The organism is Klebsiella sp. 1SOBk10mer (assembly GCF_046602535.1).
In the GTDB taxonomy this organism is placed as follows: Bacteria; Pseudomonadota; Gammaproteobacteria; order Enterobacterales; family Enterobacteriaceae; genus Klebsiella; species Klebsiella quasipneumoniae.
In genome coordinates, this window is the sequence record NZ_JBKIUP010000001.1 from 40,182 (window position 1) to 58,026 (window position 17,845).

The following is a 17,845-nucleotide window of genomic DNA, read 5'->3' on the forward strand; positions in this document are numbered from 1 at the left end:
GGAGTGGGGAGTGCTCCGTGATGCGCGTCACGATTTAAAGACAAATGTACTCAACTTCCATATAGAGAGTGAGACACAGGTTTACTCACGATGGGGTTTATCGCCAGACTATCGCCACCATTCGGGAGGAAATCATGGTCTTGCACTCCACGCGCTGGCTGGCGCTCAGTTATTTCACTTACTTTTTTAGCTACGGTATTTTTCTGCCCTTCTGGAGCGTCTGGCTGGCCGGCAACGGGCTGACCCCGGAAACCATCGGCATTTTGCTTGGCGCCGGTCTGGTGGCCCGTTTTCTCGGCAGTCTGCTGATTGCCCCGCGGGTGAGCGATCCCTCCCGGCTGATCGCCGCGCTGCGCGTGCTGGCGCTGTTAACCTTGCTCTTCGCGCTGGCCTTCTGGGCCGGCACCCACGTAGCATGGCTGCTGGCGATTATCATCGGCTTCAACCTGTTCTTTTCACCGCTGGTGCCGCTGACGGATGCTCTGGCCAATACCTGGCAAAAGCAGATCACCATGGACTATGGCCGGGTGCGGCTATGGGGCTCCATCGCCTTTGTGATTGGTTCGGCGCTGACCGGTAAGCTGGTGAGCCTGTTCGATTACCGGGCGATCCTGCTGATGCTAAGCCTGGGCGTCGCCTCGATGCTGCTCGGCATGTTGCTTAAGCCGTCGGTGATGCCTCAGGGGGCGTCGCGCCAGCAGCAGGGGGCCGGAATGGCGGCCTGGCTGACGCTGGTGCGCCAAAGCTGGCGCTTTCTCGCCTGCGTTTGTCTGCTGCAGGGGGCGCACGCCGCCTACTATGGCTTTAGCGCCATCTACTGGCAGCAGGCCGGCTATTCTGCCTCGGCGGTCGGTTATCTGTGGTCGTTAGGTGTGGTGGCGGAAGTGGTGATCTTCGCGCTAAGTAAAAAGGTGTTCCGCCGCTTTAGCGCGCGGGATCTGCTGCTGCTCTCTGCCCTGTGCGGGCTGGTTCGCTGGACGCTGATGGGCTGGACCACAGCGCTGCCGGGGCTTATCCTCGCGCAGATCCTTCACTGCGGGACCTTTACGGTGTGTCATCTGGCGGCGATGCGCTATATCGCCGCCCGCCAGGGCAGCGAAGTGATCCGCCTGCAGGCCGTCTACTCCGCGGTGGCGATGGGCGGGAGTATTGCCATCATGACCGTCTTCGCCGGTTTCCTCTATCAGCACCTGCACCAGGGCGTATTCTGGGTGATGGCCCTGCTGACGCTTCCGGCGATGGCTATACGGCCAAAAGCGGTGGCGGCCTAGTCCTCGAGCATCGCGCAGATATGCTGCTGCTGGCGTTCGGTGAAGCAGTTCTCCGCGTGGATCAGCGGCGGTGAAAACAGCGGCAGCGCCGTCGCATAGGGAGTGACGATAAGCGTCACCCCTTTGGGCGCGCCTTCCTTCTGAAAGCGCTCTACGCTCTGGTATTTGATATTCAGCGGCAGCAGCGTCAGTTCGCGCAGCTGCTGCTCCAGGGCCGCTTCCATATCCGGATTATCATCGGTCAGCAGCAGAACCTGCTTCTCATGCAGGTCGCTTTTCTGCATCAGCCAGGCGCCAAAGATCACCGCGATTAAGCTGGTCTCTTCCTCATTAAAACGGACGTGCCAGGCCTCCTCGAATTCGCTCAATGCCGCCTGGGTGGTGCGTAGTAAACGAGGATAGAGCCGGCTCACTTCCTCCGTGAGCGTGCTGTCGATGCCGATGGCAAACACGCTGCGGATCAATGCCTGCGACAAGTGAATATAAAGCTGGTCGCTCAGCCCCTGCTCGTCACTGAACGACCTGCCGGCGAGCATCTGGAAGCGGTGGATCAGGCCGGAAATAGCCAGCCGCAGGCGTCGATCCTGCGGGTGACCATCGCGAAGCGGATCGGGGGTTTTGAGCATCATAAACAGCAGCGAGAGGAAAAAAGGCTCTCCGACATGCGGCGGAGCGCCGACCCGGCGCTGCCAGTGGCGGACAATCTCCTGCGCCAGAGTGAACTCGGCGGCGGTCTGCGCCCAGCGTTGCTGTTCATCATTGAAGTCGGGTGAATAGCCCCGGTGATGCTCAAGCAGGCAGTACTGCAGGTACAGGCGCAGAAACTGGACGTCCCGGCAGTCGAACTGGCGATTGAGCGCTCGCGCGCAACGGTTCACCAGCGCCTGCAGGTTGGTATCATCGTACAAGGTACGGGCGATGCCTTCCTGTTTAAGCTGCGTTTTCAGCGCCGGGGTAAAATGATGGTTAACGAACTGCGGGCACAGGCGCAGGCCCCGCCGCAGCGCATGCAGCAGGCATAAACGTTGGTCGAGCGCGGCGCCTTCAATCCGATAGCTGCCGTCCACCTGTGACCGAAGGGTCAGGCGGTGGTAACGCTGAATTTCGCGTCCGGTCTCCTCGATATCCTGCCGGGCCGTGGTCTCATCAACGAGGTTGATTCTGCCAAGCCGTTCAGTCGTTACCGACTGTCCGGGCAGATAAAACATCAGGAGCACCTGGCTACGGCGCTGTGGACTGGAAAGCGCAGATGGTGGTTCAATGACGGTCATCATCTGGTAAGTTCCAGTTAGGGTTTCCGCTAAGGATAGACAATGACGGCGGCGGGGGCAGGGAAGTGCGCCCGCTTTAGCTCAGGATTGCTGGCGAAGTTCACAGAATTTTTCACGTGAGGAACAGATGAACAGAGTGAAACAATGCACCAGCGCGGCGTTTTTCATGGTTTTATCATGGACAGCCGCTGCGCATCCGCATAGCTTCATCAGTTTGCAGAGCGAGCCGGTGGTCAAAGACGGCCTGCTGAGCGCCTTTAAAATGCGCTGGACAATGGATGAAATAACCTCCTCGGATCTGCTTTACGACGCCGGAAACGCTAAACCGGGTAGCGAAGTATGGAAAAAACTGGCGGCGGAGGTGATGGCCAACGTGCTCGGCCAGCACTATTTCAGCGAGCTGTGGCACAACGGCCAGCGGGTGAAATTTGACAATCGCCCCGACGGATACGGTCTTGAGCGCGACGGCCTGCAGGCGGTACTGACCTTTACCCTGCCGCTGGCGACGCCGCAACCCGTTGCCGGGCAGACGTTTACCTTTTCCACTTTCGATCCGACCTACTATGTCGATATGTTTTATGACAAAGATAGCGATTTTTCCCTGCCCGCCGCGCTGCAGGCCGTCTGTAAGGCAACGGTGATGACGCCAAAACCGAATGACAAAATGCTCTCATACGCCCAGTCGCTGGATAAAGCGGATGCGCCGCCTGAGGATATGGCGCTGGGCAGCTATTTTGCCCAGAAGGTGACGCTGACATGTCAGTAATTTTTACCCTTCGCGCGCGAACTTCGCGCTGGAAAGCGCTGTGGCCGCTGGCGCTGCTGCTGGCCGTGAGCGTAACGGGCGGCATCTGGCTGTGGCTGGCCTGGCCGCAGGTGCTGATGCAGAGCGCGGTCTGGCAGCGCGCGCTCAATCTGGAGCTCAGCCGCCTGCTGCAGGCGGTGGCGGAGAACCCGGCTGCGGCGGGGCTGTCGCTGCTTGGATTCAGCTTCGTTTACGGGGTGCTGCATGCCTTAGGGCCCGGCCACGGCAAAATTGTCATTACGACCTGGCTTGCCACCCATCCCTCAAAGCTGAAATCGAGTATTAACCTGACGCTGGCCGCCTCTTTGTTGCAGGGGCTGGTGGCTATCGCGCTGGTGGTGGTGGTGCTGGCGCTACTGCAGCTGCCAGCGCGCCAGCTGCATCTCAGCAGTTTCTGGCTGGAGAAGGGCAGCTATTTGCTGGTGGGCGCGTTAGGTCTGCTGCTCTGCTGGCGGGCGCTGAAAAAGCTGCGTCTGCTGCTGAGCCGGCCAACGTTTACCGCGTTCACCCCGCATCATGTTCATAACGAACACTGCGGCTGCGGGCATCAGCATCTCCCGGCCCCGGAGCAGCTGCAGGCCGGCGACGACTGGCGGGCTCGCACCGTGATTGTCCTGTCGATGGGCATGCGTCCCTGCTCGGGGGCGATCATGGTCCTGCTGTTCAGCAAAGTGATCGGAGTGTTCAGCTGGGGGATGGCGGCGGCGCTGGCGATGGCGGCAGGGACCTCATTGACTATCACGGCGCTGGCGCTGCTGGTGCACAGTTTTCGCCAGCTGGCGGTGAAGCTGGGTCAGCATCAGGCACCGCCGCTGTGGCGCCAGGTAGGCTGGCTGACGCTGGCGCTGGCCGGCGGCGTCATTTTGCTGGCGGCGGCAGGCGTGATGTGGTTCAGCGCCGTCCCGGCCGGCGGCGGGATCCGTCCGTTTTAGCCAGGCGTCGGGCGCAAATCCGAAAGTGGGCGCCGGCGCTTGCCGCTGACGCGGCGATGCTCTAGTTTTCCGCTTTTCGGCGGATGACAAGGAGTCGCTATGGCCGCAAATATCGTTTCTCCCGCGCAGAACGGGCGGTTCTATTATGGCTGCGCCGGCGCCGCCGGGCTGCTGGCGGGCCCGGCGATCGTCTTCTGGTTTCCAGCCCTGGCCAGCTGGTGGCCGTCCGATCTGGTGCGCGTCTACCACGCCATGCCGTATGTTATGCGATTCGGGGTGACGAGTGTCGCGGATATCCCGCTGGTGGCCTACGCCACCCTGACGCTGTCAGGCTTCGTGCTGGCCTTTTGCCATCCCGGGCACAGTAAACTGCCCATCGTCGCCTGGGCTGTGCATAACCAACCCTCGCCGCGGGAGATGGTCGACTGGATCCTGCGCAGCTGGGCGTTGCAGTTGGGTTTTCTGGTGATCATTTTCTGGCGTTTCGCGTTTATGAGTAAGCTAAGCAGCGACAGGCTAATGCAGATTGCGGGCATCTGTAACGACGTTTGCTATCTGGCCACGCTGGTGCTGGCAGCAATACTGCTGCGCGACGGCTGGCGCGGCGTTAAAGGCGTTGCCGCACCGGCAGGCAATATTCGCATTCCGCTGATCGTTGCCCTGAGTTTTTATCTGCCGTTTCAGCTGGTATGGATTTTACTCAGTGCGCAGCAGTATGAGCTGCCGCTGTGGGGATGGCTGCTGCTGGTTCCGGCGATGGTGGGCGTGCTGCTCGCTCGCCTGGCGACGGTAGGAATCGCGCTGTGTTTCCGGTGCTGGCTGGGGCCGCAGGGCTGCCTGCGCTGGCGCGGACCGCTGGCTTTATTTAGCGGCCTGACGGTGCTCTGTATTGGCGGTAATGCGGTGATTCGCCAGATCCTGAGGATGCTGTCATGACATAAAAAAAGGAAGCCGCGGCTTCCTTTTTGACATCAGTAAGAGATTAACGCTTCAGCGCATCGCTCAGCTGCTCGCGCATGTTCGCCAGCATCGCTTTTACCACGCGCGGGTTACCGGCAACGATGTTGCCCGTCAGCATATAGTTATGACCGCCGGTGAAGTCGCACACGATAGCGCCTGCTTCACGAGCGATCAGCTCGCCTGCGGCGAAATCCCATGGTTTCAGGGCGATTTCAAAGTAACCGTCAACGCGGCCGGCGGCAACGTAGGCCAGATCCAGTGCGGCGGAGCCGGTACGGCGGAAATCGGCGCATTCGGTGAACATGTTGCCGAGAATATTCATGTAAGTGGTGGCGTGCTGCTTCGCCTTGAACGGGAAGCCGGTCGCGATGATGGTGCCGTCGAGGTCGCGAGCGTTGCTGCCGCGCAGACGGTAGCCGTTCAGCTGCGCGCCCTGGCCGCGGGTCGCGGTGAACAGTTCGTTACGCATCGGATCGTAAACCACCGCGACTTCAGTACGGCCTTTGATGCGTACGGCGATGGAAACAGAGAAGTGCGGCAGACGTTTAACGAAGTTGGTGGTGCCATCCAGTGGATCGATAACCCATTGAACATCCTGCTCTTCACCAGCGTGTTCACCGCTTTCTTCGGTGATAATGGTGTGCTGCGGGTAAGATTTGCGAATGGTTTCGATAATAATCGCTTCGGCGGCTTTATCGACGTTGGTCACAAAATCATTGCTGCCTTTCTGGCTGGTTTCTACGGTGTCTGGCGTTTCGTAGTGTTTGGCAATTAAATTACCCGCCTTGCGCGCGGCGCGCACGGCGATGTTCAGCATCGGATGCATCGGTCTCTCTCACTGGATGTTAAAGAACGGGAAAAAACGGCGCATATAATAACAGCGAAATCTGCTTATGTCTCCGTTTTATGGTAGCATGCCCGAATAATCTTTAGCCGAAGAACCATAATGCTGCAAAATATTCGAATCGTACTGGTAGAAACTTCCCACACCGGCAATATGGGCTCCGTTGCCCGCGCGATGAAAACCATGGGCTTAACCAACCTGTGGCTGGTCAATCCGCTGGTGAAGCCTGATTCCCAGGCCATTGCGCTGGCCGCGGGTGCCAGCGACGTCATTGGCAACGCGCAGATCGTCGATACCCTTGATGAAGCGCTGGCGGGCTGTAGCCTGGTGGTTGGCACCAGCGCGCGCTCCCGCACGCTGCCGTGGCCGATGCTCGACCCGCGCGAATGCGGTCTGAAAAGCATCGCCGAAGGCCAGCATGCGCCGGTGGCGCTGGTGTTTGGCCGCGAGCGCGTTGGCCTGACTAACGATGAACTGCAGAAGTGTCACTACCATGTGGCCATCGCCGCCAACCCGGAGTACAGCTCGCTGAACCTGGCGATGGCGGTGCAGGTTATCGCCTACGAAGTGCGGATGGCCTGGCTGGCGGCGCAGGAGCAAGCGCAGCCGGCGGTTGAGCACGAAGAAGCGCCGTACCCGCTGGTGGATGACCTGGAGCGTTTCTACGGCCATCTTGAGCAGACGCTGCTGGCGACGGGCTTTATCCGTCCGAACCATCCGGGGCAGGTGATGAATAAACTGCGTCGTCTGTTCACCCGCGCGCGTCCGGAAAGCCAGGAGCTGAACATCCTGCGCGGCATGCTGGCGTCTATTGAGCAGCAGAATAAAGGTAAGTAAGAGCGTTAACGCCGGATGGCGCTTCGCTTATCCGGCCTACGAATCTACATCTCTGTTGTAGCCCGGGCGAGGCCTTTGGCCGACCCCGGGAGCGGCTCGAAATTAATAACGGCACGGAAAGCCAAATACCTGACTAAAACAGTCAAGTAAATAGTTGACCAAATTACTCGGGAATGTCAGACTTGGCCCTGCTATGCAATACCCATATTAATAAAAAGCCCGGCCAGGGGCGAGTTTGAGGTTAAGTAAGACATGAGACTGACATCTAAAGGGCGTTATGCCGTGACCGCGATGCTTGACGTTGCGCTCAACTCTGAAACGGGCCCGGTGCCGTTGGCAGATATTTCAGAGCGTCAGGGAATTTCGCTTTCCTATCTGGAACAGCTGTTCTCTCGCCTGCGTAAAAATGGCCTGGTTTCCAGCGTTCGTGGCCCAGGCGGTGGTTATCTGTTAGGTAAAGATGCCGGCAGTATCGCCGTCGGCGAAGTCATCAGCGCCGTGGACGAATCCGTTGACGCCACCCGTTGCCAGGGCAAGGGCGGCTGTCAGGGCGGCGATAAATGCCTGACTCACGCGCTGTGGCGCGATCTGAGCGAGCGTCTGACCGGCTTCCTGAACAATATCACCCTCGGAGAACTGGTGAATAACCAGGAGATCCTCGATGTTTCCGGTCGTCAGCATCAGCACGAAACCCAGCGCAATGCGCGCACCCAGGACGCGATCGACGTTAAACTGCGCGCCTGAGTGACCCGTCCCGTTTCGGGCTGCGGCTGACAGGGCGAGGCAGCGCGAAACGGCGGGACAACGATTATAAAGAGCTTTCAGAATCAGGCCGGGATGCTCCGACATTCCGTGTACTCGGTCGTACATCAAGCCGGTTGCCTGATTCCTTGCATTGAGTGATGTACGGAGTTTAAGAGCAATGAAATTACCGATTTACCTCGATTACTCCGCAACCACGCCGGTGGACCCGCGTGTTGCCGAGAAAATGATGCAGTTCCTGACCATGGACGGGACCTTTGGTAACCCGGCCTCCCGTTCCCACCGTTTTGGCTGGCAGGCTGAAGAGGCGGTTGATATCGCCCGCAATCAGATTGCCGAGCTGGTCGGTGCCGACCCGCGCGAAATCGTCTTTACCTCTGGTGCGACTGAATCCGACAACCTGGCGATCAAGGGTGCTGCCAACTTTTATCAGAAAAAAGGCAAGCACATCATCACCAGCAAAACCGAGCATAAAGCGGTTCTGGATACCTGCCGTCAGCTGGAGCGCGAAGGCTTCGAAGTGACCTACCTGGCGCCGCAGAGCAACGGGATTATCGATCTGAAAGAGCTGGAAGCGGCGATGCGTGACGACACCATCCTGGTTTCCATCATGCATGTGAATAACGAAATCGGCGTGGTGCAGGATATCGCTACCATCGGCGAGATGTGTCGCGCCCGCGGTATCATTTACCACGTAGACGCCACCCAGAGCGTGGGCAAGCTGCCTATCGATCTCAGCCAGCTGAAAGTGGACCTGATGTCCTTCTCCGGTCACAAAATCTACGGTCCGAAAGGCATCGGCGCGCTGTACGTGCGTCGTAAGCCGCGCATTCGTATCGAAGCGCAAATCCACGGCGGCGGCCACGAGCGCGGTATGCGTTCCGGTACTCTGCCTGTTCACCAGATCGTCGGCATGGGTGAAGCTTACCGTATCGCCAAAGAAGAGATGGAAAGCGAGATGGCGCGTCTGCGCACGCTGCGCAACCGTCTGTGGAACGGCGTGAAGGATATGGAAGAAGTGTACCTCAACGGCGACCTTGAGCAGGGCGCGCCGAACATTCTTAACGTCAGCTTCAACTATGTTGAAGGCGAGTCGCTGATTATGGCGCTGAAAGACCTGGCGGTTTCCTCCGGTTCAGCCTGTACTTCCGCGAGCCTTGAGCCATCCTACGTGCTGCGCGCGTTAGGCATGACTGATGAACTGGCGCACAGTTCTATTCGTTTCTCTTTAGGTCGTTTCACTACCGAAGAAGAGATTGACTACGCCATCAACCTGATTCGTAAATCCATTGGCCGTCTGCGCGAGCTTTCTCCACTGTGGGAAATGTTCAAACAGGGCGTGGATCTGAACAGTATTGAATGGTCACATCACTAATTCGGCACCAATAAGGAGAATTCATCATGGCATACAGCGAAAAAGTTATCGATCATTACGAGAACCCGCGCAACGTCGGCTCTTTTGACAACAGCGACGAGAACGTCGGCAGCGGCATGGTCGGCGCGCCGGCCTGCGGCGACGTGATGAAGTTGCAGATTAAAGTCAACAATGAAGGTATCATTGAAGACGCGCGCTTCAAGACCTACGGCTGTGGTTCTGCTATCGCTTCCAGCTCCCTGGTCACCGAGTGGGTGAAGGGTAAATCCCTGGACGAAGCGCAGGCGATCAAGAACACCGATATCGCCGATGAACTGGAACTGCCGCCGGTGAAAATTCACTGCTCTATTCTGGCGGAAGACGCGATTAAAGCCGCGATTGCGGATTACAAAAGCAAACGTGAAGCAAAATAATTAGTTGAGGTTTTGTTATGTCGATTACTCTTAGCGACAGTGCAGCAGCGCGAGTCAATGCCTTCCTGGCAAACCGCGGAAAAGGGTTTGGCCTGCGCCTGGGCGTGAGAACCTCCGGCTGCTCAGGTATGGCCTATGTACTGGAGTTTGTTGACGAGCCGGCGGCTGAAGACACCGTGTTTGAAGACAAAGGCGTGAAGGTCGTGATCGACGGCAAAAGTCTGCAATTCCTCGACGGCACGCAGCTGGACTTCGTCAAAGAAGGCCTTAACGAAGGGTTTAAGTTCACCAACCCGAACGTCAAAGATGAGTGCGGCTGCGGCGAAAGCTTTAACGTATAATCGGTACACCCCAACCCCACCGCGGTCACGCCGCGCGTGGGGTTTTCGTTTAGATGCATGACCCTGAGGTTACTATGGACTATTTCACCCTCTTCGGGTTACCAGCCAGCTATACCCTCTCGCTTGAACAACTGGCTGTCCGGTATCAGGATCTGCAGCGCCAGTACCATCCGGATAAATTTGCCAGCGCGCCCGCTGCGGAGCAGCTTGCGGCGGTTCAGTATTCCGCCACCATTAACCAGGCCTGGCAGACGCTGCGCCATCCCCTGACCCGCGCAGAATACCTCCTCTCGCTGCATGGCTTCGATCTGGCCAGCGAGCAGCATACCGTTCGCGATACCGCGTTCCTGATGGAACAGCTGGAACTGCGCGAAGAGTTGGATGAGATCGGCCAGGCGAAAGACGAAGCGCGGCTGGAAAGCTTTATCAAACGAGTGAAAGCGCTGTTTGATACCCGCCATCAGCTGATGGTTGACCAATTGCATAATGAGAGCTGGGAGGCGGCGGCGGACACGGTGCGTAAGCTCCGTTTCCTCGATAAACTGCGCAGCAGTGCTGAAGAACTCGAAGAAAAACTGCTCGATTTTTAATTTTCGGAAGCAATTATGGCCTTATTACAAATTAGTGAGCCCGGCCTGAGCGCCGCGCCGCACCAGCGTCGTCTGGCGGCCGGTATCGACCTGGGCACCACCAATTCTCTGGTGGCTACCGTGCGTAGCGGCCAGGCCGAGACTCTGCCCGATCATCAAGGCCGCTATCTGCTGCCGTCGGTGGTGAACTACCACGCATCGGGGCTGACCGTCGGCTATGACGCCCGGCTGAACGCCGCCCAGGATCCCGCCAACACCATCAGCTCCGTGAAACGGATGATGGGGCGCTCCCTCGCCGATATCCAACATCGCTATCCGCATCTGCCGTATCAGCTGCAGGCCAGTGAAAACGGCCTGCCGATGATCCAGACCGCCGGCGGCCTGCTGAACCCGATTCGCGTCTCCGCCGATATTCTGAAAGCGCTGGCAGCCCGGGCCACTGAAGCGCTGGCCGGCGAGCTCGACGGCGTGGTGATCACCGTTCCCGCTTATTTTGATGACGCCCAGCGTCAGGGGACCAAAGACGCGGCGCGTCTGGCGGGTCTGCACGTGCTGCGCCTGCTTAATGAACCGACCGCGGCGGCTATCGCCTATGGCCTTGATTCCGGCCAGGAAGGGGTGATTGCGGTCTACGATCTCGGCGGCGGTACCTTCGATATCTCTATTCTGCGCTTAAGCCGCGGGGTGTTTGAAGTGCTGGCTACCGGCGGCGACTCGGCCCTCGGCGGGGATGATTTCGATCATCTGCTGGCGGACTACCTGCGCGAGCAGGCGGGCTTCAGCGACCGTAGCGACAACCGCCTGCAGCGTGAGCTGCTGGATGCCGCCATCGCGGCGAAAATTGCCCTTAGCGATGCCGAGGTGGCGCACGTTGAGGTCGGCGGCTGGCAGGGCGATATCACTCGCAGCCAGTTTAACGATCTGATCGCCCCGCTGGTAAAACGCACGTTAATGGCCTGCCGCCGGGCGTTGAAAGACGCTGGCGTTGAGGCGCAAGAGGTGCTGGAAGTGGTGATGGTCGGCGGTTCGACCCGCGTGCCGCTGGTGCGCGAGCGCGTAGGCGAATTCTTCGGCCGCACTCCGCTGACCGCCATTGACCCGGACAAAGTCGTCGCCATTGGCGCGGCGATCCAGGCCGATATTCTGGTCGGCAACAAGCCGGACAGCGAACTGCTGCTGCTCGACGTTATCCCGCTGTCGTTAGGGCTGGAAACCATGGGCGGTCTGGTGGAGAAAGTGATCCCGCGTAATACCACCATTCCGGTGGCCCGCGCCCAGGAGTTCACCACCTTCAAAGATGGCCAGACGGCGATGTCCATTCATGTGATGCAGGGCGAGCGTGAGCTGGTGCAGGATTGCCGTTCGCTGGCGCGCTTTGCGCTGCGCGGTATCCCGGCGCTGCCGGCGGGCGGGGCGCATATTCGCGTCACCTTCCAGGTGGATGCCGATGGCCTGCTGAGCGTCACGGCGATGGAAAAATCGACCGGCGTGGAAGCCTCTATTCAGGTGAAACCGTCTTACGGTCTGACCGATGGCGAAATCGCCACCATGATTAAAGATTCGATGAGCTACGCCGAACAGGATATTCAGGCGCGCATGCTGGCTGAACAGAAAGTAGAAGCCGCACGCGTCCTGGAAAGCCTGACAAGCGCGCTGGCCGCCGACGCCGCGCTGTTAAGCGCCGCGGAGCGTCAGGCTATCGATGCTGCTGCGGAGCAGGTACGCGCCGCCGCGGCAGGCGACGACGCCGACGCCATTAAAGAAGCGATTAAAAATATCGACACACAAACCCAGGAATTCGCCGCCCGCCGTATGGATCAGTCGGTCCGTATCGCGCTGAAAGGCCAATCCGTGGACGAGGTTTAAAATGCCAAAAATTGTATTTCTGCCCCACCAGGACCTGTGTCCGGATGGCATCGTTGTGGAAGCTGAGACCGGTGAGACTATTCTGGATGCGGCGCTGCGTAGCGGCATCGAGATTGAACACGCTTGCGAAAAATCCTGTGCCTGCACCACCTGCCACTGCATCGTACGTGAAGGCTTTGACTCGCTGGCGGAAAGTACCGAAGATGAAGACGATATGCTGGATAAAGCCTGGGGACTGGAGCCTGACAGCCGCCTGAGCTGCCAGGCGCGCGTCACCGACGAAGATCTGGTCGTTGAGATCCCGCGTTACACCATCAACCACGCACGCGAGCACTAATATGGCACTGAAATGGACCGACAGTCGTGAAATCGGCGAAGCGCTGTATGACGCTTACCCTGACCTCGACCCAAAAACCGTTCGCTTTACCGACATGCATCAGTGGATTTGCGATCTGGAAGAGTTTGATGATGATCCGAACGCATCCAATGAAAAAATTCTCGAGGCGATTCTGTTAGTCTGGTTAGACGAAGCCGAATAATTTTCGCGTCATGATTTATGCGGCGGTATAAAGTCGGATGAATCATCGAGCGAGAGAACGTTACGGGCTGCCATACGGTGGCCCGTTTGCTAAGAAGGATAATGATAATGACCGAAGCCATGAAGATTACGCTTTCCACTCAGCCAGCCGATGCGCGCTGGGGAGAGAAGGCGTCTTACAGCATTAATAATGATGGCATTGCCCTGCATCTCAACGGTAAAGACGACCTGGGCTTGATTCAGCGCGCGGCGCGTAAAATTGACGGCATGGGCATCAAGCATGTCGCGTTAAGCGGCGAAGGCTGGAACACCGACCGCGCGTGGGCGTTCTGGGCGGGCTATAAAGGCCCGAAAGGCACCCGAAAAGTTGAATGGCCGACCCTGGACGATGTGCAGAAAAGCGAGCTGGATAACCGTCTGACCATTATTGACTGGGTGCGCGACACCATCAATGCGCCGGCGGAAGAGCTGGGCCCGGAGCAGCTGGCGCAGCGCGCCGTCGACCTGCTGTGCAGCGTGGCGGGCGAAAAGATGAGCTATCGCATCACCAAAGGCGAAGATCTGCGTGAGCAGGGCTATCTCGGCCTGCACACCGTCGGCCGCGGCTCCGAGCGTCCGCCGGTTCTGCTGGCGCTGGACTATAACCCGACCGGCGATAAAGAAGCCCCGGTATACGCCTGTCTGGTAGGTAAAGGCATCACCTTTGATTCCGGCGGCTACAGCATCAAACAGAGCGCCTTTATGGATTCAATGAAGTCTGATATGGGCGGCGCGGCGACTGTCACCGGCGCTCTGGCTTTCGCCATTACCCGCGGGCTGAATAAGCGCGTGAAGCTCTATCTGTGCTGCGCCGACAACCTGATCAGCGGCAACGCTTTCAAACTGGGCGATATTATTCATTATCGCAACGGCAAAACCGTCGAAGTGATGAACACCGACGCCGAAGGTCGTCTGGTGCTGGCGGATGGCCTGATTGACGCTTCGGCGCAGAAGCCTGAGCTGATCGTCGATGCCGCCACCCTGACCGGCGCGGCGAAAACCGCCCTCGGCAACGACTACCACGCGCTGTTCAGCTTTGACGATGCGCTGGCGAATCGCCTGCTGGCGAGCGCCCAGGCGGAAAATGAAGCGTTCTGGCGTCTGCCGCTGGCCGAATTCCACCGTAATCAGCTGCCGTCTAACTTCGCGGAACTGAACAATACCGGCAGCGCCGCCTATCCGGCCGGCGCCAGCACCGCGGCGGGCTTCCTGTCCCACTTCGTGGAAAACTACCACCAGGGCTGGCTGCATATCGACTGTTCGGCAACCTACCGCAAATCGGCCGTTGAGCAGTGGTCGGCGGGCGCGACGGGGCTTGGCGTACGTACTATCGCCAATCTGCTGACGGCTGAGTAATGGCCTTGCCGGGTAGCGCTACGCTTACCCGGCCTGGAAAATCCGCAGGCCCGTGCGGACGTCGCGCCGCCGGGCGATTTTTGAAGTAGCCAAACTATGTCCGAAACCAAAAACGAATTAGAAACCCTGCTGGAAAAAGCGGCTACCGAGCCCGCTCATCGTCCGGCATTTTTCAGCGCGCTGCTTGAGGCCACCGTCTGGGTACCGGGCAGCGCAGCCGATGGCGAGCAGATTGTCGAAGATAGCGCGCTGGATCTGCAGCACTGGGAAAAAGATGACGGCACGTCGGTCATTCCGTTCTTCACTTCGCTGGAGGCCCTGCAGCAGGCGGTGGAAGACGAACAGGCTTTCGTGATGATGCCGGCCCGCACGCTGATGGCGATGACTCTCGGCGAATCGCTGTTCCTCAACCCGAAGCTGCCGAGCGGTAAAGAATTCACCCCGCGGGAAATCAGCCATCTGCTCGGGGAAGAGGGCAGCCCGCTCAGCACCCAGACGGTGCTGGAGGGGGGCGAAGCGCTGCTGCTGTCTGAAGTCGCCGAGCCGCCGGCGCAGATGGTGGATTCGCTGACCACGCTGTTCAAAACGCTGAAAACCGTCAAGCGGGCGTTCCTGTGCTCGATCAAAGAGCACGCCGACGCGCCTGCTAATCTGCTTATCGGCATTGAAGCGGAAGGGGATATCGAGTCCATTATTCAGACCACCGGCAGCGTGGCCACCGATACCCTGCCCGGCGATGAGCCGATCGATATTTGCCAGGTGGTAGACGGCGAGAAGGGCATCAGCCACTTTATGATTGCCCATATCACGCCGTTCTATGAAAAGCGCTGGGGCAGCTTCCTGCGCGATTTCAAACAAAACCGCATTATCTGACAGCGGGGGCGGCAGCCCCCGGTTTCGCTATACTTTCAGCTCGATGCCAAAGCGGGTTGGTAAAGATTAATGCAGGGCGGCAACGATTCGCGGATAGGCTGACACCATGTGATAGAGCAGAAATCCCGCCACGCACAGCGTGACGATGCCGTTGAAGAGCGCCATATCCCCGCGCCAGGCCCGGCACCTTTCCTCTCCCAGCAGATAGCGTAGCGCTGCTACCAGCCCGGCGACCAGCATAAACGCCAGTAACACCCCCACCATCTGCGCGCTGACAATATACCAGCCCAGCGGCGTGGCGTATTCACGCCCCGGGCGCTCATCAGCGCGATCTGCGCCGGCAAAATCGTCTGGAACCCGAGGGTGAGGAGCATCAGAAGGCGCAGATCCGCCAGCTGAGCATCGAATCTGCGGGCCAGACGTCGGGCGTCACGCAGCAGCAGCCCTCCTGACGTCACCGCCGCGGCAACGCTGATGTGCTGGAGAATAAAAATATATAACGCCAGGGTCCCGGATCCGACCCGGGACAAAAAGAACAGATTGCAAAAGACCATGACCAGCAGGCCAAATTTCGTCACCCAGGCACGGAGTACCTCGCCGGGCCAGCGGCGGCTTGACGCCGGGTTGTGCATCATCCATGCGGCAAGCGTCGATTTACCGTAACCGGGCGCGAGCAGCACCATCAGAAAACCCAGCAGCGCCTGATGACCATAGGTGATCAGCGGGACGTCTGCCAAAGTGACGCCGATAAAGCGGGTATAGGCGGAAACGGGCGCGGGAACCAGGCTTAACCATGTTCGGTTCCATTGCGGCCAAAAATAGAGGATCGCGCCGCCGACCAGCAGGCCAGCGATGCCTCCCAGCCAGGGAAGGCGCGGGGAATAAGCAGAATGTGGGTTGGAGACTAATGCCATTTTCACTCCTTGTGGTGACATCAGGTTAGGGATTAAGCGCTCCCTCCTGGAGCTGGCCCCGACGGCGCCCGTTAAGCGCGCTTTCGGCGGGAGATGGTGAATTAGTCAGGGCAACCTTCGAGCCTGGCGTAAAGATCCTCATGAAGATATTCCAGCTCCAGCAAGGCGCCATCGCGTGCCTGGTTGAGGGCTTGCTGATGCTGCCATTCGTCGTGGCTCTCCTCTCCACCGGCAAAAATCTCCTGCAAATATTCAATCAGTGACGATTCTGCCAGCCAAAGGTCATTCTCTTTACCCTCGAAGCGGACGACAGGATATTCACCCTGTTCATCACGCTCGGTGACATAGATAAATACCTGCTGATCCCCAGGATGGCAGAGGCGAATCAGGGCAGGAAGACGCGGATCGTCGTTCCAGACGGGCATCAGCTCTTCAATATCCAGCCCGATCATATCAAGGCCATTCATATAATAAGCATCTTCATCCAGCGAGTCGGAAAGCAGGACGCCATGTTCATCAATGGCGTCCAGAACCGATTCCAGCACCCGTTGACCGTGGGGGCTTGTCAGCTGGCAATCGTAAGCCAGCAGCGCTTTCAAACTTTCCGGAAGCGCCACGGTTTCGCTATTTTGCGGATCGCGGTATTTCCGTACTCACAGGCGATCCACTTCCTCTACGGGCATCGGTTTTGGGGTGGGATTGCGGTTGTGCTTGTGTACGACATCCATGAGATCCGGTAATGAAAAAGCCATCATTCAATTTCCTTATATAGTGGGCGGCAGTAAAGCGAACACGGCAGGCGCAAGCCCTGCGGCAGCACAGAGTAACCGGTTTAGCGGCTGGCAGGAGAAAGAGGCGGGGAAAATCAGAAATTATTTAGTGGCCGCGGAACGGGGCGCCCGCGGCCATACGGCGTTTACTGAGCGGCAGGAGCCGGTTCAATCGGCAGATCGCTGCGCGCCCCCCATTCGCTCCATGAGCCGTCGTACAGGCAGACGCCGTTCACGCCAAGCGTGGTGAGCGCCAGCACCACCACCGCCGCCGTCACGCCGGAGCCGCAGCTGGCGATAATGGGCCGGTCAAAATCGACGCCCTGACGCAAAAAGATGTCGTTCAGCTCGTCGACGGTCTTCAGCTCGCCGTTAATCACCAGATCCGTCCACGGCACGTTAAGCGCGCCGGGGATATGCCCGCGCCGCAGGCCCGGGCGCGGTTCGTCAGCCTGGCCGTTAAACCGGGCCGCCGGACGCGCATCGACAATCTGCGCCGACCCTTCATGGCTGACCAGCAGCACGTCGGTCAGGCGCTTAATTTGCTGAGGATCGAAGCGCACGTCGAATTCCCCTTCGGCCACCTCCGGCACCCCTTGTTCCAGCGGCAGTTCGTCGCGGCGCCAGCCCTCCAGTCCACCGGCCAGAATCGACACCTTCTCCACGCCAAAGGCGCGCAGCATCCACCAGGCGCGAGGCGCGGAAAACAGATTGCCTTCGTCATAAACCACGAGGTGCTTATCGCTGCAGACGCCCAGTTCGCGCATGGCGACGGCAAACGCCTCGGCGCGCGGCATCATATGCGGCAGCGGGCTGGTGTGCTCGGACAGCGCCTCGATATCGAAAAACAGCGCGTTCGGCACATGGCCGGCGCGGTACTCCGCGGCCATATCGCGCAGGGCCTCCTGTCCGGCGGGCGCCATGCGGGCGTCGATAATCTGGATCTCCGGGTCATCAATATGTTCCGCCAGCCAGTCGGCGGCGACAAAAAACGAGGTGGACATAGGTGCCTCCGTTTTACTATTCATGACTGAATTGTCGGCGTTTTATCGGGTGCTGACAAGTTAAGGACGCCAGAGTGGGGACGA

The 17,845-nt window shown here is 59.0% G+C and carries 18 protein-coding genes and 2 pseudogenes; 15 read left to right on the forward strand and 5 right to left on the reverse strand.

The features are described 5' to 3' along the window. The first annotated feature begins 134 nt into the window (after positions 1-134). Positions 135-1,271: a 3-phenylpropionate MFS transporter gene (locus ACLH1I_RS00195; RefSeq protein ID WP_087832030.1), complete on the forward strand. Its 1,137-nt coding sequence runs from the start codon at positions 135-137 to the stop codon at positions 1,269-1,271. On the opposite strand, the gene csiE is transcribed toward ACLH1I_RS00195, so the two are convergent. Continuing rightward, positions 1,268-2,545 carry a stationary phase inducible protein CsiE gene (gene csiE, locus ACLH1I_RS00200; protein ID WP_017900424.1) on the reverse strand — a complete coding sequence of 426 codons (1,278 nt, stop codon included), beginning with the start codon at positions 2,543-2,545 and terminating at the stop codon, positions 1,268-1,270. The two genes, ACLH1I_RS00195 and csiE, sit on opposite strands and share 4 nt — an antisense overlap. A 124-nt stretch (positions 2,546-2,669) precedes the next feature. Here csiE and ACLH1I_RS00205 point away from each other — a divergent pair, with 124 nt between their 5' ends. The 3 genes from ACLH1I_RS00205 (at position 2,670) to ACLH1I_RS00215 (ending at position 5,215) form a co-directional block, all read left to right on the forward strand. After that, entirely contained in the window at positions 2,670-3,308 is a 639-nt protein-coding gene (locus ACLH1I_RS00205) for a DUF1007 family protein (RefSeq protein ID WP_004201860.1), read from the forward strand. Continuing rightward, on the forward strand, positions 3,299-4,279 hold the full coding sequence (locus ACLH1I_RS00210; RefSeq protein WP_151628853.1) for a nickel/cobalt transporter: 981 nt from the start codon (positions 3,299-3,301) through the stop codon (positions 4,277-4,279). Before ACLH1I_RS00205 ends, ACLH1I_RS00210 begins: the two co-directional genes overlap by 10 nt. A 99-nt stretch (positions 4,280-4,378) precedes the next feature. Beyond that, positions 4,379-5,215 (forward strand): hypothetical protein, encoded by an 837-nt coding sequence (locus ACLH1I_RS00215; protein WP_136084884.1) that lies wholly within the window; start codon positions 4,379-4,381, stop codon positions 5,213-5,215. Positions 5,216-5,261: 46 nt separating this feature from the next. Here the strand turns inward: ACLH1I_RS00215 and suhB are convergent, their stop codons facing one another. Then, positions 5,262-6,065: an inositol-1-monophosphatase gene (suhB, locus tag ACLH1I_RS00220; RefSeq protein ID WP_002913995.1), complete on the reverse strand. Its 804-nt coding sequence runs from the start codon at positions 6,063-6,065 to the stop codon at positions 5,262-5,264. Positions 6,066-6,185: 120 nt separating this feature from the next. On the opposite strand from suhB, the gene trmJ reads away from it, so the two are divergent. From trmJ to sseB, 11 genes are all read left to right on the forward strand, one after another. Beyond that, entirely contained in the window at positions 6,186-6,920 is a 735-nt protein-coding gene (gene trmJ / locus ACLH1I_RS00225; RefSeq protein WP_004201864.1) for a tRNA (cytosine(32)/uridine(32)-2'-O)-methyltransferase TrmJ, read from the forward strand. A gap of 252 nt (positions 6,921-7,172) precedes the next feature. Then, on the forward strand, positions 7,173-7,664 hold the full coding sequence (gene iscR / locus ACLH1I_RS00230; RefSeq protein ID WP_002913993.1) for a Fe-S cluster assembly transcriptional regulator IscR: 492 nt from the start codon (positions 7,173-7,175) through the stop codon (positions 7,662-7,664). A 178-nt stretch (positions 7,665-7,842) separates the two neighbouring features. Next, entirely contained in the window at positions 7,843-9,057 is a 1,215-nt protein-coding gene (gene iscS / locus ACLH1I_RS00235) for a cysteine desulfurase (protein ID WP_017900428.1), read from the forward strand. A gap of 26 nt (positions 9,058-9,083) precedes the next feature. Then, positions 9,084-9,470 carry a Fe-S cluster assembly scaffold IscU gene (iscU, locus tag ACLH1I_RS00240; protein WP_002913991.1) on the forward strand — a complete coding sequence of 129 codons (387 nt, stop codon included), beginning with the start codon at positions 9,084-9,086 and terminating at the stop codon, positions 9,468-9,470. A gap of 17 nt (positions 9,471-9,487) precedes the next feature. Beyond that, positions 9,488-9,811: an iron-sulfur cluster assembly protein IscA gene (gene iscA / locus ACLH1I_RS00245; RefSeq protein ID WP_002913979.1), complete on the forward strand. Its 324-nt coding sequence runs from the start codon at positions 9,488-9,490 to the stop codon at positions 9,809-9,811. Between the two features lie 74 nt (positions 9,812-9,885). Further along, entirely contained in the window at positions 9,886-10,401 is a 516-nt protein-coding gene (gene hscB / locus ACLH1I_RS00250) for a co-chaperone HscB (RefSeq protein WP_004201868.1), read from the forward strand. 15 nt (positions 10,402-10,416) lie between these two features. Next, the gene (gene hscA / locus ACLH1I_RS00255; protein WP_004201870.1) at positions 10,417-12,267 is read left to right on the forward strand and encodes a Fe-S protein assembly chaperone HscA; all 1,851 of its coding nucleotides are present in this window, start codon (positions 10,417-10,419) and stop codon (positions 12,265-12,267) included. Position 12,268: 1 nt separating this feature from the next. Then, a complete protein-coding gene (gene fdx / locus ACLH1I_RS00260) occupies positions 12,269-12,604 on the forward strand; it encodes an ISC system 2Fe-2S type ferredoxin (protein WP_004201872.1) in 336 nt (111 codons plus the stop codon). Between the two features lies 1 nt (position 12,605). Beyond that, a complete protein-coding gene (gene iscX, locus ACLH1I_RS00265; RefSeq protein ID WP_002913954.1) occupies positions 12,606-12,806 on the forward strand; it encodes a Fe-S cluster assembly protein IscX in 201 nt (66 codons plus the stop codon). A gap of 107 nt (positions 12,807-12,913) precedes the next feature. Beyond that, complete coding sequence (gene pepB, locus ACLH1I_RS00270; RefSeq protein ID WP_004201874.1) at positions 12,914-14,200, forward strand: aminopeptidase PepB; 1,287 nt, start codon at positions 12,914-12,916, stop codon at positions 14,198-14,200. 96 nt (positions 14,201-14,296) lie between these two features. Continuing rightward, the gene (gene sseB, locus ACLH1I_RS00275; protein ID WP_004201877.1) at positions 14,297-15,073 is read left to right on the forward strand and encodes an enhanced serine sensitivity protein SseB; all 777 of its coding nucleotides are present in this window, start codon (positions 14,297-14,299) and stop codon (positions 15,071-15,073) included. Between the two features lie 66 nt (positions 15,074-15,139). Here the strand turns inward: sseB and ACLH1I_RS00280 are convergent. The 3 genes and pseudogenes from ACLH1I_RS00280 to sseA all read right to left on the reverse strand — a co-directional run bounded on the left by ACLH1I_RS00280 (position 15,140) and on the right by sseA (position 17,761). Beyond that, a pseudogene (locus ACLH1I_RS00280) lies at positions 15,140-15,987 on the reverse strand (hypothetical protein). Between the two features lie 101 nt (positions 15,988-16,088). Then, a pseudogene (locus ACLH1I_RS00285) lies at positions 16,089-16,739 on the reverse strand (DUF5066 family protein). A gap of 164 nt (positions 16,740-16,903) precedes the next feature. Next, positions 16,904-17,761, reverse strand: a complete 858-nt coding sequence (gene sseA, locus ACLH1I_RS00290; RefSeq protein ID WP_151628851.1) for a 3-mercaptopyruvate sulfurtransferase — start codon at positions 17,759-17,761, stop codon at positions 16,904-16,906. Positions 17,762-17,845 lie beyond the last annotated feature (84 nt).